15 protein-coding genes are annotated in these 14,008 nt (G+C 62.6%); 2 read left to right on the top strand and 13 right to left on the bottom strand.

The annotated features are described in order from the left end of the window. The first annotated feature begins 7 nt into the window (after positions 1 to 7). The gene (locus ACTIAO_RS11180) at positions 8 to 568 is read left to right on the top strand and encodes a helix-turn-helix transcriptional regulator (protein WP_087137338.1); all 561 of its coding nucleotides are present in this window, start codon (positions 8 to 10) and stop codon (positions 566 to 568) included. Between the two features lie 81 nt (positions 569 to 649). Here the strand turns inward: ACTIAO_RS11180 and ACTIAO_RS11185 are convergent, their stop codons facing one another. The 6 genes from ACTIAO_RS11185 to ACTIAO_RS11210 form a co-directional block, all read right to left on the bottom strand. After that, positions 650 to 2,077 (bottom strand): PepSY-associated TM helix domain-containing protein, encoded by a 1,428-nt coding sequence (locus ACTIAO_RS11185; protein WP_441906324.1) that lies wholly within the window; start codon positions 2,075 to 2,077, stop codon positions 650 to 652. Positions 2,078 to 2,087: 10 nt separating this feature from the next. Further along, complete coding sequence (locus ACTIAO_RS11190; protein ID WP_441906325.1) at positions 2,088 to 3,317, bottom strand: Dyp-type peroxidase; 1,230 nt, start codon at positions 3,315 to 3,317, stop codon at positions 2,088 to 2,090. Further along, the gene (locus ACTIAO_RS11195; RefSeq protein WP_087137335.1) at positions 3,317 to 3,847 is read right to left on the bottom strand and encodes a copper chaperone PCu(A)C; all 531 of its coding nucleotides are present in this window, start codon (positions 3,845 to 3,847) and stop codon (positions 3,317 to 3,319) included. Before ACTIAO_RS11195 ends, ACTIAO_RS11190 begins: the two co-directional genes overlap by 1 nt. 13 nt (positions 3,848 to 3,860) lie before the next feature. Beyond that, positions 3,861 to 4,478 (bottom strand): copper resistance CopC family protein, encoded by a 618-nt coding sequence (locus tag ACTIAO_RS11200; protein ID WP_087137334.1) that lies wholly within the window; start codon positions 4,476 to 4,478, stop codon positions 3,861 to 3,863. A gap of 115 nt (positions 4,479 to 4,593) precedes the next feature. Then, complete coding sequence (locus ACTIAO_RS11205) at positions 4,594 to 5,199, bottom strand: hypothetical protein (RefSeq protein ID WP_087137333.1); 606 nt, start codon at positions 5,197 to 5,199, stop codon at positions 4,594 to 4,596. Between the two features lie 503 nt (positions 5,200 to 5,702). Then, on the bottom strand, positions 5,703 to 6,674 hold the full coding sequence (locus ACTIAO_RS11210) for an endonuclease/exonuclease/phosphatase family protein (protein WP_441906326.1): 972 nt from the start codon (positions 6,672 to 6,674) through the stop codon (positions 5,703 to 5,705). 486 nt (positions 6,675 to 7,160) lie between these two features. Here ACTIAO_RS11210 and ACTIAO_RS11215 point away from each other — a divergent pair, with 486 nt between their 5' ends. Continuing rightward, the gene (locus ACTIAO_RS11215; protein ID WP_441901774.1) at positions 7,161 to 7,727 is read left to right on the top strand and encodes a helix-turn-helix domain-containing protein; all 567 of its coding nucleotides are present in this window, start codon (positions 7,161 to 7,163) and stop codon (positions 7,725 to 7,727) included. 382 nt (positions 7,728 to 8,109) lie between these two features. Here the strand turns inward: ACTIAO_RS11215 and ACTIAO_RS11220 are convergent, their stop codons facing one another. The 7 genes from ACTIAO_RS11220 to ACTIAO_RS11250 all read right to left on the bottom strand — a co-directional run bounded on the left by ACTIAO_RS11220 (position 8,110) and on the right by ACTIAO_RS11250 (position 13,474). Further along, complete coding sequence (locus ACTIAO_RS11220) at positions 8,110 to 8,469, bottom strand: hypothetical protein (protein WP_441906327.1); 360 nt, start codon at positions 8,467 to 8,469, stop codon at positions 8,110 to 8,112. 127 nt (positions 8,470 to 8,596) lie between these two features. Further along, positions 8,597 to 8,908: a zinc ribbon domain-containing protein gene (locus tag ACTIAO_RS11225; RefSeq protein WP_441906328.1), complete on the bottom strand. Its 312-nt coding sequence runs from the start codon at positions 8,906 to 8,908 to the stop codon at positions 8,597 to 8,599. Between the two features lie 36 nt (positions 8,909 to 8,944). Continuing rightward, positions 8,945 to 9,181, bottom strand: a complete 237-nt coding sequence (locus tag ACTIAO_RS11230; protein ID WP_441906329.1) for a recombinase family protein — start codon at positions 9,179 to 9,181, stop codon at positions 8,945 to 8,947. A 298-nt stretch (positions 9,182 to 9,479) separates the two neighbouring features. Continuing rightward, positions 9,480 to 10,745: an MFS transporter gene (locus tag ACTIAO_RS11235; RefSeq protein WP_441906330.1), complete on the bottom strand. Its 1,266-nt coding sequence runs from the start codon at positions 10,743 to 10,745 to the stop codon at positions 9,480 to 9,482. Positions 10,746 to 10,783: 38 nt separating this feature from the next. After that, positions 10,784 to 11,665 (bottom strand): SAM-dependent methyltransferase, encoded by an 882-nt coding sequence (locus ACTIAO_RS11240; RefSeq protein ID WP_441906331.1) that lies wholly within the window; start codon positions 11,663 to 11,665, stop codon positions 10,784 to 10,786. A 32-nt stretch (positions 11,666 to 11,697) separates the two neighbouring features. Continuing rightward, complete coding sequence (locus tag ACTIAO_RS11245) at positions 11,698 to 12,435, bottom strand: arginase family protein (RefSeq protein WP_441906332.1); 738 nt, start codon at positions 12,433 to 12,435, stop codon at positions 11,698 to 11,700. Next, positions 12,416 to 13,474, bottom strand: coding sequence for a radical SAM protein (locus tag ACTIAO_RS11250; protein ID WP_441906333.1), 1,059 nt, complete (start codon positions 13,472 to 13,474; stop codon positions 12,416 to 12,418). The genes ACTIAO_RS11245 and ACTIAO_RS11250 overlap by 20 nt, the downstream gene beginning before the upstream one ends. Between the last annotated feature and the right edge of the window lie 534 nt (positions 13,475 to 14,008).

Raw genomic sequence — 14,008 nt, forward strand, 5'->3', positions numbered from 1 at the left:
TGGAGATGTGCACAGCGACGACGTCGAGCGCGCAGCCCGCAGCCGGCTCCGCAGCATCCGCACCACCCTCGGCTACTCGCTCGACGAGATAGCAGAACTCACCCAGCTCAGCGCCTCGACGATCAGCCGCATCGAGACGGGCAAGCGCGCTCTCAGCATCGATGTGCTCGTACCGCTCGCGAACGCCCTGCGGGTGAGCCTCGATGCGCTCTTCGCCGCCGATGACGACGGCGATGTCGTGATCCGACCGGCGCAGCACCGCTCCGGCACCCGCACGACCTGGCCGCTGAGCCGCAGCGACGGCAGGACTCTGGCCGTGAAGATGCGACTCGAACCTGAACCTGAGCGCGCTCCGCCCGCGCAGCGGGTGCACCCGGGCTTCGATTGGTTCCTCGTACTCGAAGGTCGAGTGCTGCTGTTCCTGGGAGAGCGCCGCATCGAGGTCGCCCGTGGCGAGGCGGCGGAGTTCTCGACCATGACCCCGCACGCCATCAGCGCGATGGGTGGGCAGGCCGAGCTCATCATGATCTTCGACCGGGACGGGCAGCGGGCCCACGTGCACCAGTAGGTGCAGCGTCGTTGACGAGCGGGCAGCGAACACCGTCTCTGCTCGCACGTCGATGCCGTGCGAGCAGAGACGCGGGTCCGGCTACTTCGCTCGCAAGCGCGGTGACGCGGCCAGGCCGACGAGGGCGTCGATGATCACGAAGCCGAGGAGCGTCCAGCCGACCAGAGGCAGCCACCAGCCGATGAGCGCGGCTGCAGCGGCAGTCGCCGCGATGCCCCACCACGGTGCACGCGCAAGCGCCCGGCGAGGGGCGGTGCCCACGATCCTGCTGGTGTCCCGTGTGGGGCGGCGTTTCCACCACATTAGGTAGCCGAGGACAACCATCGCGGCGAGCCCTAGGGCGATGAGGAACAGGACGATCTGGTTGGCGAGTCCGAACATGACTCCCATGTGGATGTTGATGCCCCAGCTGGCGAGTTTCGCGGGTAGGGAGAGTTCTGCGAAGTCGATCCGGTCGATGACTTGCATGGTGGTGCCGTCGATTGCGAGGGAGTCGCCTTCTGTGGGGAAGCTGCTCTTGATCTCTCGGATCGTCCAGGCAGTGCCCGGTTCGGCTGGGGGTTTGATCTCGACCTGTCCGGTATTTACGTTCTCTCGTTGTGCGATGGCGAGGATGGCATCGAAGGTGGCGGGGTTGGCGGCACCGGTCGGTGCGGACTCCGCACCGTGGTGGTGCGCGTGATCGTCGGCTGCTGGTGTTTCGCCTCCGAGGGTGGTGTTGATGGAGGGAGTGCCCCAGTTGAGGGCGGCGCGCACGTTGCTGACGTTGGTGCCGGCGTGCTGTGACCAGGTGATGCCGGTGGCAGAGAGGAAGAGGGCGCCGAGGATCACCCAGATGCCGATGCTGGTGTGCCATCCGAAGAGGCCGCGGTAGCCCTTGTGGGTGCGGTTCGGGCGAACGAAGTCCTTCTTCGCTCGCGCTTTGCGGATGCGGATGATCCAGAGCGCGAGCCCGGCGATGGCGACGATCCCGAGCCAGGAGGCGGCGAGTTCGCTGTAGAGGCGTCCGGCGTCTCCGAGGTGGAGGTTGCGGTGCAGGTTACTGATCCAGGTGCGCAGCGGCGTGGAGCCGCTGGTGCCGTACACGACGAGGTCGCCGCGGATCTCGCCGGTGCCGGGGTCAACGAAAACGGCCCGGGATTCGCTCGGTCCGAGGCCGTCTTCGGCGTACATGATCCGGGTCGTGTCGCCCGGCTCAGGCGCGGGGCGCACAGCGAACAGCCCGGAGGAATCCCCTCGGTAGGCGTCGGCAGCTTCGATCTGCGCTGCCAGGGTGAGCGTCGTTTCCGTCTTGGGTGCGTGGAGCTGCTCGGCGTAGACGGCCTGCTCGAGCTGCGGGGTGAGGGCGTAGAGCGCGCCGCTGATGGCGGCGATGAGGATGAACGGCCCGACGAGGATGCCGGCATAGAAGTGCAGTCGGAGCAGCAGAGGGGCGAACCATCCTCGTCGTCGCGAGGATGGTGGCGAGGGGGGTTCGTGCGGGGTCGTTTCGGATGCCGTGAGAGTCATGTTGGTGCTTTCAGGAGAGGAGGGAGTCGCCGATGAAGCCGTCTTCGGCGCATCCGGGCGGGATCGCGAAGACGGCCGAGCCGATGGGCACGGTCCATTCGTTGAGCAGGTCGAGCTCGTCGAGCCTTCGCTGCATCGGGATGAACTGGCGTTCGATGTCGGCTTGGTAGGAGACGAAGATGAGCCCCGATTCGGAGACCTCTGCGCCCAAGGGGCGTTCGTCATAGTTGTAGGCGCGGCGGAAGATGCGTTCACTGTCATCACCGCGCGCGCGACGGATGTGGGCGAACTGCGGGATCACCGGGAACCCGATGGCGGTCTTCGCCTCTAAGTCCGGCTCGTCGAATTCCTTGGTTCCCGTCAGCGGCGCCCCGTTGGCGATGCTTCGTCCGACGGACGCGTCGCGTCCGCTCCGGTCGAGGCGGTCCCACTTGTCCAGGTCCATCCGGATGCGTCGGATCACGGCCCCAGTGCCGCCGGCGAGCCATCCGTCCTCCGCCCAGACGACCTGGTCGAAGTCCTTCGTCCCCGGTTCCGGGTTGGTCGTCCCGTCGACTTGCCCGAAGAGGTTCCGCATCGTCGTCCCGGGGCGCTCAGTGCCATAGGCGCGCCGGAATCCCTGCTGGGTCCAGCGGATCGTCGCGAATCCGCGTGCATCTTTCAGGAGCATGCGGGCCGCGTGCGCCACCGTGAGAGGGTCGTCTCCGTTGACCTGCAGCAGCAGGTCACCGTCGGAGAACTCCGGCTGCAGCCGGTCGATCCCGAACGCGGGGAGCGGGGCGAGCCACCCCGGCCCCGCGCTGTCGGCTCGGGCGACGAGCCCGGGGCCGAACCCGAAGGTCACGGTCAGGCGAGCGGGAGACAGTGCGAGTTCCGGTTCGGAGTCGGCCAGCGCCGGTGTTCCCTGGGTGAGCCGTGCCGCATCGTCGGTGAGAATCCGCATGAGACGAACCAAGGCTGACGCGTCGACACCGTCGTTCAGATCCAGCCCGACGAAGACCCCGTGTGCTTGTGCGGCGGTGTCGATGCCGGCTTGGTGCGCTCCGAAGAAGGGGACCTTCTCATCGCCGTTCATAGGCGTCGAGGGTGCGGTGTTCTCCTCAGTGTTGGAGCGGTTGAGCGCATAGTCCGCGCCGATCGCTGCGGCCGCGCCGATCCCGGCAACAGCCCCTCCGAGGAGGAACTGTCGCCGGGTCGACCGACCGGGACCGGTGGGCGCGCCCTCAGCGGGCGCGGGCATCAGTGATCCATGCCTTCGTCATCGCTCTCCTCGTAGTTCTCGTTCGCACCCGAGTAGTCCTTCACCGGAGCGGTGAATTCATAGGTCGAGTCGTCGGAGAACGTCAGAGTGAAGGTCGCTTCATCCCCGGCGACGAGCGGGTTTTCGAGGCCCATCAGCATGATGTGGTTCGCACCCGGCTCGAGCGCCAGCTCACCCCCGGCGGGGATGACGAATCCCCCCTCGATCTCACGCATCACCATCTCACCGGCTTCGTTCTCCACCGTCTCGTGCAACTCCATCATCGGGGAGACATTGGATTCGACGGAGACGACCGTCACATCCGCATCACCGGTGTTCTCGAGCATCCCGAACGCTGCGGACATGCCGTCCGGAGCGGACTTCACCCACGCGTCCTCGATCGTCACGACATCGCCGGCGGGCTTCGAGTCGTCGGACGCCGGAGCGGCCGTAGACGCGCAGCCGGTCAGTGCGAGAAGCGAGACAGCGAGCAGTGCCGCGGCGCGAGGGAGGGTCTTGGAAGTGTTCATCGTGTAGTGCCTTTCACAGAGTTTCTGCCGCGTCATCGCCGGACTCCGGCGGTACGGCTGTCGCCTTGGGACGACGAAGGAATCGATAAAGGGCGAAGCCGGCCGCAGCGATCGCTGCGCCGCCCGCCCCGATGAGCAGCACCCGAACGGGGCTGCTCGAGTCGTCTGCGATCTGATCTCCCGCTGTGGTGACTTCGTCACTGTCCGCGGCACCGTCACTGTTCCCGGCCGTGACCATCGGAGCAGCGTCGCCGATCGTGAACGGGATTACGCCTGAGATCGGATGCCCGTCCTCGGAGACGACCTGCCACCGCACCTGATAACCCGCGACAGGCATGCCCGGCTCGAGCTGCGCGGTCATCCTGTTGCCCTGGACGTCGATCTCTCCCGACGCCCAGTCGTGACCGGATGCATCGACGACCATGACGACCGCGCCTGTCATCGATGCGTCGAGGACGATCAGATCGCCGGAGAACGTCATGACGACCTCCGCGGGAGCGGCCGCCAGAACCTCGTCCTCCGCGGGTGTGCTGGAGGTCAGTTGGTCGTGGGCGGACGCCGGTGCCGCGGTCGCCAGGACGGCGATCAGGGCCAACGCCAGCCCCGCACCGATACGGCGCAGTGCAGACATGAGGAAGCCTCTCGTCAGGCGCCGACAGGCGACGCCAACGGTCGTTCACAATGCCCGGAGCGCGCAGATGCACCCGAGCGGGAACACACCGGCGACAGACGGGAGCCGGTGGGGATCAGATCGCGTGAGCCGCAGGCGGAGCCCGGCCCCGAAGCGTCGCCAGCATTCTTGACGCAAGAGGACGGCAGATGTCGACCGTGAATCCGAGGTCTCGAACGTAGAGCAGCGCGGGCGATCCCAACGCAGCATCCACTCGACGACGCACCCAGCGAACAACCTGAATCGCGAGCTCACGCAGGGCAAGCAGCATCCGCTCACCACGATGCGCGACGAGAACCGTGACGATCGCAGCCAGCAAATGTCCGACCCACATCGTGCCGTCCGCCACAACGGCCTCCGTCACACCGGAGCCGCCGGGCAAGACGAGAGGAGCACCGTGCACGTGACCGACCGCGGTCCCCGATGGCTCGATCGTGCCTAGAACGAACAGCACATGGAACAGAAGCTGACTGATGGTAACGGAGATGCTCAATCGGATCACCGAGAGCTTTCGTCCCGCCAGGAGCACGCAGACCATGAACGAGAAGATCCAGGGCACCAGGATGCCCAGCGGTCCCGGCATCTGTCCGCCACCCGCAACGTGACCCGCCAGCGCGGCGAACGTCGCCAGAGATGCCGCCGCGAAGCCGCGCAGAACGGCTGGCCTACGGGACGGGGTCATGCCACCATCCTCCCATCCCTCTGAGGCTCCAGATCGTCACAGCGATCGAGAGTGTGCTGCCGCGTCTCACCAATACGCCGACGAGGCGAAGCGGAATTCCACCCCGGGGTAGCCACGGGCACTCGCCGGCACGTAGCGTGGTTCTCACCTCTCCAGTAGGGCGCCCACAGTGACGTGCGTGTCCATCACATTTGAGCTGAGAGCAGATGCCCGACGATGCGACCACGGTCCGTCCGCCGGGCATCGCCAATTTCTCCACTGACCCGACCGTGCCTGAGCCGAGCAGGACAGAGTTGCCACCGGAAACGATCGTTTACGGCGTCGTTCCAAGGATCACCCGGAATACCTTGCCGCAAACGATTGTCGGAACCTAGTTCTGGCAGACATTTCCGGCGGGTTTGTTTCCAAGCGGGCGTATCTCGCGGATTCTCACCCGGCCCCAGTGCCGCTCGGAACCGCCAGCGCCCTACCGCGGATCGTCTCCGGAACTCAATCAGGTGACGTTACTTAGCTATTGCGCAGAGATTCCAGGTGGCGATGACGGCACGGTGATCGCTGCCTTCGACATAGAAGCTGTCCCAGTGGGTCGGGGTGGCGCCTCTCGCGAAGATATGATCGATCGCCGTGAAAGCGGGAATGGGCTTCTGTTCGGGCCAGGTGGGCCAAGGGATGGCACCTGCGGCTTCGGCGGCGCTGCGCAAATCTGACGCCAACCGTCGAAGCGCCGGGTGCGCGAGCGAGGCGTTGAAGTCGCCCGCGATGATGAGGCGGTCGTCCCGGGTCTGCTGTACCCACGTGGTGATGTCGTCGATACCGGAACGCCAGCCGTTGGGTTGCCACACGGGCGGTGGCGGGTGGACGGCGGCGAGCCGCACAGCGCCGGCCCCTGGCAGGGTGGCAACGGCGCTGACCTGATCGAACTCACTCCCAGGGATGTCCTCTTCCCCCGACAGGGGGTTTGCAGAAAGAAGCACGCTTCCATTCGCCGGTCCGGGGGTGACTTCGCGAGTGCGATAGGGCAGGACGTCAGCGAGTTCCTCTTCGGTGAGCACGGCGTCAACGAGCGTCTCGTCCGCCTCAAGCAACATGACGGCATCAGGCTCAGTCGTACGGATGAGTGCCGCTAGTGCAGCAGGATCAGCACCGGCAAGCTTCGCGTTGAACGACAGCACCGTCACTCGTGCGTCGCTCCCGCAGGCCTCTCCAACGTGAATCGGGGTGAGGGTCGGGACGCCGCTGATCGCGGCGCCGATGATCAACACCAACGCTGCGGCCCACACCCGAAAGATCAACGAGGCGATCGCGAGCAGGAGGAGAAGGAGAGCTCCGAGGGGCACGAGCGCCTGAGCCACGGGAATCGCGGCAACACCGCGAATCTCAAGATAGGGCAGCACCGCGGCGCAGACCGCGATGACCACCGCGACAGATGTCCAGACGATCACCTGCCGTCGTGTTCTCCGCCGTGATATCCGCACGCGCTGGCTCCTCATTGTATTCATCCTGCCAGCTTGGTCTCAGCACCGACTATCAGTCTCGGTGCTCCCGACGTCAGCGGCGTCGTCGGCTAGTAAGCAAGGCGTCTACCGGTCGGAGATTTTCAGGGCAGATGCAGGAGAGAAGAACCTCTCCTAACCAGTGCACGGAGCTCGTCAACATTTTGTCCACCGACGCTGACAGCGCTGCGCGTGCAGATTCTCTTCTCTCAGGGACGGACCGGGACAGCGAGGCAGGTCCTGTCACGCACGCCGCGGAATCGCTCTCGCCACTTCCAGCTCTCACGCGCGCGCCTAGAACTCGCCGAGGGAGATCTCAATCGATCCGCCGGACGAGCCGCGACCGGACTCAGACCAGCGCAAGGGCCACGAGAAAGGCAGACGTACGCCATTCTCGGCGCGTCCGCTGCACTTCGCGCCGGAGACACCGCGAGAGCGGAAACACTCACCGATCTTGCCGTCCGAATCATGGACGAGCACGGCGTCAAGACACCTCTGACATCGGTCCCCCTTGTCGACCTCGAACAGTTGTTGCGTTCACGTCCCTCGGTGCTCTCGCAACTCCGCGCCTTCTCGACGTTCCCACCGACTCCAAGCACGTCGACGCCACTTACTCCTCGAGAAAGGATCGTGCTGCACGCGATCGTCGACCATCGGACCGTGGCCGACATTTCAAAGCACCTCTCGGTCTCCGACAACACGGTCAAGTCGCAGCTGCGTTCGCTGTATCGCAAGCTCGTCGGACAGCAGCGGTCGATACAGCGCTCCGGTGCGGCCTCCTGTGACCGCCTCAAGCGTGCGGTCTGTAGCGCGGCATCAGGCTCCGCGATTGTCTCTACACGCCGGGCTGACACGGCAAACACACTCTCGGGTATGCCAGGACGACTCACCACATCGCTTGGGCAGGATACAGATGACAGCCCATCCCATCCACGCGCTTCTGCGGAGAACTCCGTTTTGGAGCCTCGGTACATCGTGCACGAAAAAGGGCCCGGAGACTCTCGCGAGTTTCCGGGCCCTATTTGGTCGAGCTGACAGGATTTCAACCTGCGACGGCGACCCCCTTGAAGAGAGTGTCGCGAGCGTCCATGTAGCGCGCGAAATCCTCTAAGGCTTCGCCACGGCGAGACATACCTTCCCAATGCGGAGACCTTCGGCGATGCTTCCACGAACCTCACGTAAACCACCGGCGGATCAGCAGTCGGCTGCCAAGAGCCGGGACCTGGCCGGGACCTGATGCATGCAAGCCATGCAACGCATGATCTGAAAACGGACCTCCTGCGAAGCGGAGAGGCCCAGAAAATCAAGGGAACGAGCCGATCCGGGTACCTGGGGGTCAAGGGGTCGCAGGTTCAAATCCTGTCAGCCCGACCATTGTGCTCGTATTAGAAACACGTGCAGCAAGAACAGATTGAAATCATGGGAACTCCCCGCCGTCACCGGCGGGGAGTTCTTCGTTTTCTCCGCCATGTTCGGTATCGGTCCGGCTGTGGAAGCCCGCGCCGAGTAGCTCCCTGAACGGAACAGCCAGGATGGCTTGTACACGGTGGTCGTCTCCATCGATCATAGTGACCTCGATGCGTTCGAAGAGAGCTTGATTCAGGAGTCGGCGGATCTGCTCTGGTGCTCGGCAGCACGCGTCAGCGCTGTGCAAGGCCGGGTCAATAGTTTGGTCAATGAGACGAGCATTGTCGTCGAGATCAGTGTTGAGGGCCTCGATCGGGCGGGTGACGCTGTTCAGCGCGGAGTTCAGGGAGTGCTGTTCTGCAGAGAGCATGTCGATCGGGATGGCGTCGTTGTAATGGGCTTCGAGGAGCTCGCGTTGTTTGCGTTGGATCTCGAGCTTCTGCGCCTGCAGTGACTCTCGTTGTCGGTCGGTTTCTTTCGTGAAGGTCCGGAGCTCATCAAGGAGCTCTTGACGGAGGGTGTCGGCGTGCCGTGGTCGGAGCGCGAGTCGGTCGTACTGCTCGGTCCTCCATGTTGACTATCGAGATCGAGCGCAAGTCGCAGGTGGTTCGCTTGAAGTGTCTGCCGAGGCAGGAGTAGTACGGATACTCGTCGCCTTTTCGTGCCTTGGCAACCTGCACGATCATGCGCATGTCACACTGTCCGCAGTAGAGCGTGGACTTCAGGTAGTGCGGGTGCTGTCGGTTGCGTTCACCGTTGCGCTTCCCCTTCAGGATGCCCTGGACTTTCGCGAAGGTCTCGGCGTCCACGAGGACGTCGTGGTTGCCCGGGCGGTGTGCGTCCTTTTAGACGACTAGGCCTAGGTAGTGCGGGTTGGTGAGGATCTGGTGGACCTGCCGTGTCTCGACGGCTTTCTCCGGGAGCTTTGCAGTGGGGAGCATCGTCAACCCTCGTGCGATGAGTTCCGTGGTGAGTGAGCGCACGCTGTAGCTTCCTGTGGGGTACTGCTCGAATGCCCAGGTGACCAGAGGTGCGCGTGCTGGATCGACCTCAACCGTCTGCACTTCCCGTCCATCGTGCACTTCCCGCACGTTGAGGTAGAGGATGAGGCTCGACCCTCGCTGCCCCAGATCGAACCTCTTCGTCTATCCCCTTCTTGACCTCATTGGAGAGGTTCTTGGAGTAGAACTCCGCGATGGAGGACATGATGCCGTGTAGCAGGAGCCCGCCTGGTGGTTGATCGATGTTCTCGCTGGTCGAGACGAGCCGGATAGCGCGCAAAGAATTGGGAGCGACTCGGTGAAGAGAGGGGTCTGACCCAGGGCGGTGGCGGACTTTGAATATCGCGTTCAACGGACTCACCTGTGGGCTGCCTCGCGCTCAGTTCGTAGGCGTTGGCCTCGGGGTACTTAGCGTTTTCATCCGGTCGAACAGGCTGGCGTAGCGGATCAGCAACACGACAATGAGTAGGCCGAAAACCGTGAGCGAGGCCCCCGAGATGGCAAATACGGCTCTCGTCCCGATCATCGAGGCGAGCCAGGAGCCAAGCGTGAGACTGAGCGGGGTCACCCCAACTGACACGAGGACGAACACAGAGCTCACTCGCCCGAGGGCCTTGTTGTCCACCGCTCTCTGACGAATGGACACCGCGTACACGCTGTAGAGGATCAGGGGTAGTCCCTGAAGTAGGAAGTACGCCCCCACAAGGACCGGGTTAGACGTGAACGCCACAAGCAGGAAGAGCAGGCCGTACAAGGGCGTCGAAACGCACAGGATGACGATCCGGAAGCGGGTGTCTCTGATCCATGATGCTGCTAGACCGCCAATGACAGCACCAGTAGAGCTGCAAGCGAGCAGCAGGGCGAACCCTGCAGCGTCCAACCCCAACTCGTCACGTGCGTGGAAGACCAGCGGTCCCTCAGGCAGCCAGCCCAGTAAGTTCCATCCGGCTCCCAATATCAGGAGTGACGTGAGCAGACGGTCCCTGAAGATGATGCTCAACCCGCTCGTAAGCTCACGTGCAAAACCGGTGCCACCCGGAGTCGCGACGGGGGTGGCCCTGGCCCGACCGCGACGCAAGACGGGAACTAGCAGGGCACCCGACGCGAGCAGAAGGAACGCGTTGATGAGAAAGGGAGCCGAGGGTGAGAGCACGAAAAGTGAGGCACCCAAGACGGGTCCGATGATGCCGTTACCCACGGTCTGCGTGAGGGAGATGCGCGCGTTTACTTTCTCAAGTCTTGCGTCCTCCACGAGCTCGGGAACGATAGCTGTCGCGTTCGTGTCGTAGAGCACCTCGAGGATCCCGAAGAGCGCCGAAACGGCGAGCAGAATCAACCAACTTTCGAAGCCAGACGCGAGGCACGCCACGAGCGCCACAGCGAGCACCGCTCGCGACCACACGGCAATCACCAGGGCTCCGGCCCTGTTTGTGCGGTCGGCGATGACGCCGAGCGGCAGGGCCATCACGATCGCCGGGACCACTCTCACGGCAGCAATCAGTCCCGTTATGAGGAGGTCGTTCGTCCAGAGTGCGGCCAATAGCGGTATGACGGTGAGCTGGAACCCGTCCCCGAGGTTGGACGCGAAGGATGAGGCGACGAGCAGCCGACTATTCCTGCGAGGACGCTCGTGTGTAGCGGTCAATGGATCACTTCTCTCTTGCTTTGCGGGCATTCACAGTTCTAGGTTGTCGTCAGCTGGACCCAGACGTTTCCGTGCCCGACGGGCTCCGCAACTTCAAGGGGCTCGAAGCGCTCGCTCCAAATCCTTTGCAGACCGTACCCTTCCGTTTCTACCAGTTGACGGAACGTCGCGAAGCGTGGTGAGTACTGCGCCTGATATTCGACGTGTCTGGCCCGCGGCGATTCAATCGTGACGAACTCTTCAGACGAGTCAGTTCCCACGTCAAGAGCCCCTTTCGACCATGTATATCGTTGATTGTTTTGGATCCATGAGGAGCTTAATTTTGGCTCATTCTGCGGACGAAATGCGAGATTGAGTATGTATATCCCGCCGGGTGCCAACATTTGCTTGACGCATCGCAGATGCGCGACCGCCCGGGGAGTGTTGCCCACGTATCGGAACGAGTTCATGACGCTGAACGCGATGTCATATCCGGGGTACGTGACGAAACCGGCCATGTCTGCCACGAAGAGATTTCCTCGTAAATTCCGGGTCGCCATCGCCTCCGCCAAAAACGCGATGGCCTCTTGGGAGGAGTCGAGTCCATCGACTTGGACACCGCGCTCCACTAGAGGCAGTAAAATGCGGCCAACGCCGCACCCAATGTCAAGGGCACGAGTTGTGGGATCTTCCTCAAGGAACGTCGCGAGGAAATCGACCTCGCCCTCCGTCACGTCCCCGGGGTAGATGTCGGCCACCTCCGGCGTATCAAATAACTGCGGCAGGAGTCCCTCGTCACGAAGTACGGCTTCTGCTTCAACCGTGAGCCACGTGTCGTGTCGGAGGGCTGAGGGGATGTGCCGCAGTGTTTGAGAGTCCTGGGAGATGACGAGGAGGTCCGTGGCGGAAGTACGACGCACACGGAACTCAGAGATCTGCATCGCTTGACTCGTAACGGATGACCAGAGCCTCATCATTTCACCCACCGTTCGAGGTGTCGTTGAACGATTTCAATCACGAATGTCTGTTCCTCGGCAGATGCCCTGCTTGCGTCCCATTCCACTACGTCGACTCCGACAACGTTCCCGGAGTGTTCGAACCTGTCGAGTTCGGTCAAGAAGTCAACTAGGAAGCTGTCGGATGACCGACTGTCCGCTACGGAGTGCATCACGCTCTGAACAAGTGGTGCTGGGAACACATCTAGGTCCCACGACACGTACCACGGTGCGCCTTGGATCGTTTCTCTTGATACCGCCTCGGCCCTCTCCAATTCGAAACGGTGCCCGAGGGGATGTAACGCGACCGGCAAATCGCGTTGAATCCGGGACATAACGGACCAATGGCAGAGCCTCGGTTCTGTATAGCGGTCATGGTGTGCGTCGATGTGTAGAAGATTGAGCGCACCGTATTCTCGACACAGCTCTCTGACCGTGAAGTAGGTGTTTCCGTGTCCACCACCGAACATGGTTGGCGTCTTGCCGAGCTCGAGAGCCATGCGAACACCAAGTGCCAAGCTCGCCTCGGCATAGCGACCCCACTCTCGATTGACAATTAGACCGTGCTCGGTGGGAAAGTTCCTACTCCAAAATCGAGCTGAGCTGCTGGCACCCGGAAGAGCCGAGTCGCCGTCGAAATCGACGTACAGTCCGAACGCACCCGCGCTTGGCAATGGTTGAGAGCGCGTCAAGCCCTCAGGCGTCTGCTTCGGCATCCTGGTCGACCAGTCTGAAGTTGCCGTCACTGTAGCGGCCCAGGAAGTTCACGAACACTTTGTTGGGGTTCTTGAAGGTGTTGCAGGAAATCACATCCGGAGCGGTCAAGCGTCCGGTCGTGGTGTAGGCGTTAGAGCGACATCCGCCTCCGCAGACAGCCCCGGCCGGGCACCGGGCAACGTTCTCGCAGTTCAACCCGCGGAGACGCGTGAAGAGATCGGACTCGTACCAAGCGTCCTGGAGTGACAGCGCTGAGACCGTGGGGCCAGCGAACTGGTCCTCCTCGCGATGCGTCATCGTTGGGCAAAGCGAGTAATGCCCGTCAGAGGTGATGTATACAAAGGAATGGGCGACACCGCAATCTGGTTCCACGACGACGGGGTCTGCGAGCTCCTGGTCGTTGTCGCAAACTCTCGAGGCCGAAGCCGCTCCAGTGCCAATAACGGGTGCAACTGCTTCCCAGAACTCGGCTTCGGACACCGCGAGAGGTGCAGCCCCGTCCACACCTGTGTCAATAAGTCTGTCCAACGTGACGGGGCAGTCTAAGTTCTCGTGGAACCACGCGACTGATTCACCGATGTGGTCAATGTTCTTGCGGTGCACGAGTGCTGCCAGCCGAACCCTCAGGCCGGCAGCCTTAGCCCTTTTGACGCCTGCAAGCACACGCGCATGGGACGCTGTGCTCCCTCGTCCCACCGACGCGTGGACGTCGGCGTGGTGTGACTCCACGGTGACCTGAATGCCTCGTACCCCTTCGGCTACTAAGAACGCGACGTTCCTTTCGGTGAGCAGGAGCCCGTTGGTGTGTAGGGTCAGCACAAGCCCAGCTGTTCGTGCCCGGCGAACTATCTCCTGCCACCCCTGGTAGATGAGCAACTCACCACCGGTGAGATCGAGCCACGTGACGCCCATGCTCTCGGCCTCGTCCACGAGCTTCAGCACGTCAGCGACCTCTAGTGAAAATTCGTTCCGTGGACCCGACTCGTTGAAGCAGTAGGTGCACTGGAAGTTGCACTTCGTGGCGAGTTCGATTTGCAATCGTTTCAGTCTCGGCTCACGGATCGCCCCACGAAAAGAGCCGTTCACCTGACCGTCTTCTCGAACCCAATCGCGGGCTCGAGCGAACTCTCGAAGTTTAGTGGCCTCGGACGAAAGACTCTCATCCGAGCCTGCTGCGACAATTTCGGTGAAAGCTCGCGCGCCCGGGCTCGGTATGACGCCCTCTTGCCCACTGACGCGAGCCGTTACTTCGATTCCCCCGTTTGGTAGTCCGACAATGCGGAATCTGGAGCCTTGTGCCTTCATGGGATCCAGCACGGACTGACGAACCATTAGCTGGCTAGCCTTCGGGATTGGCTTGGAGAATGGAAACAAAGTGTTGCAATAGCTCCCATCTTCGATCTAGATTCGGGCGACCTCCAATGGGGTATGCGGCGTCCGTCCAGGCACATGAATCTGTCTCTCGGAAGGGTTATCTCCGTATCATGCGGAGGGAAAAATCCGTGAAGCTCGACGAGGTCAGCTATTTCACTATTACCAGCATCGATCATGCTTGTCGCAGCTCTCAGCGGG

The organism is Microbacterium sp. (assembly GCF_052099035.1).
GTDB lineage: Bacteria > Actinomycetota > Actinomycetes > Actinomycetales > Microbacteriaceae > Microbacterium.

Coding starts and splice junctions, on each gene's coding strand:
- ACTIAO_RS11200 (WP_087137334.1), bottom strand. CDS start 4,478: ATGTCTGCACTGCGCCGTATCGGTGCGGGGCTGGCGTTGGCCCTGATC.
- ACTIAO_RS11215 (WP_441901774.1), top strand. CDS start 7,161: ATGGACGAGCACGGCGTCAAGACACCTCTGACATCGGTCCCCCTTGTC.
- ACTIAO_RS11190 (WP_441906325.1), bottom strand. CDS start 3,317: ATGCCCGCGCCCGCTGAGGGCGCGCCCACCGGTCCCGGTCGGTCGACC.
- ACTIAO_RS11245 (WP_441906332.1), bottom strand. CDS start 12,435: ATGCCGAAGCAGACGCCTGAGGGCTTGACGCGCTCTCAACCATTGCCA.
- ACTIAO_RS11220 (WP_441906327.1), bottom strand. CDS start 8,469: ATGCTCTCTGCAGAACAGCACTCCCTGAACTCCGCGCTGAACAGCGTC.
- ACTIAO_RS11185 (WP_441906324.1), bottom strand. CDS start 2,077: ATGACTCTCACGGCATCCGAAACGACCCCGCACGAACCCCCCTCGCCA.
- ACTIAO_RS11240 (WP_441906331.1), bottom strand. CDS start 11,665: ATGCAGATCTCTGAGTTCCGTGTGCGTCGTACTTCCGCCACGGACCTC.
- ACTIAO_RS11195 (WP_087137335.1), bottom strand. CDS start 3,847: ATGAACACTTCCAAGACCCTCCCTCGCGCCGCGGCACTGCTCGCTGTC.
- ACTIAO_RS11205 (WP_087137333.1), bottom strand. CDS start 5,199: ATGACCCCGTCCCGTAGGCCAGCCGTTCTGCGCGGCTTCGCGGCGGCA.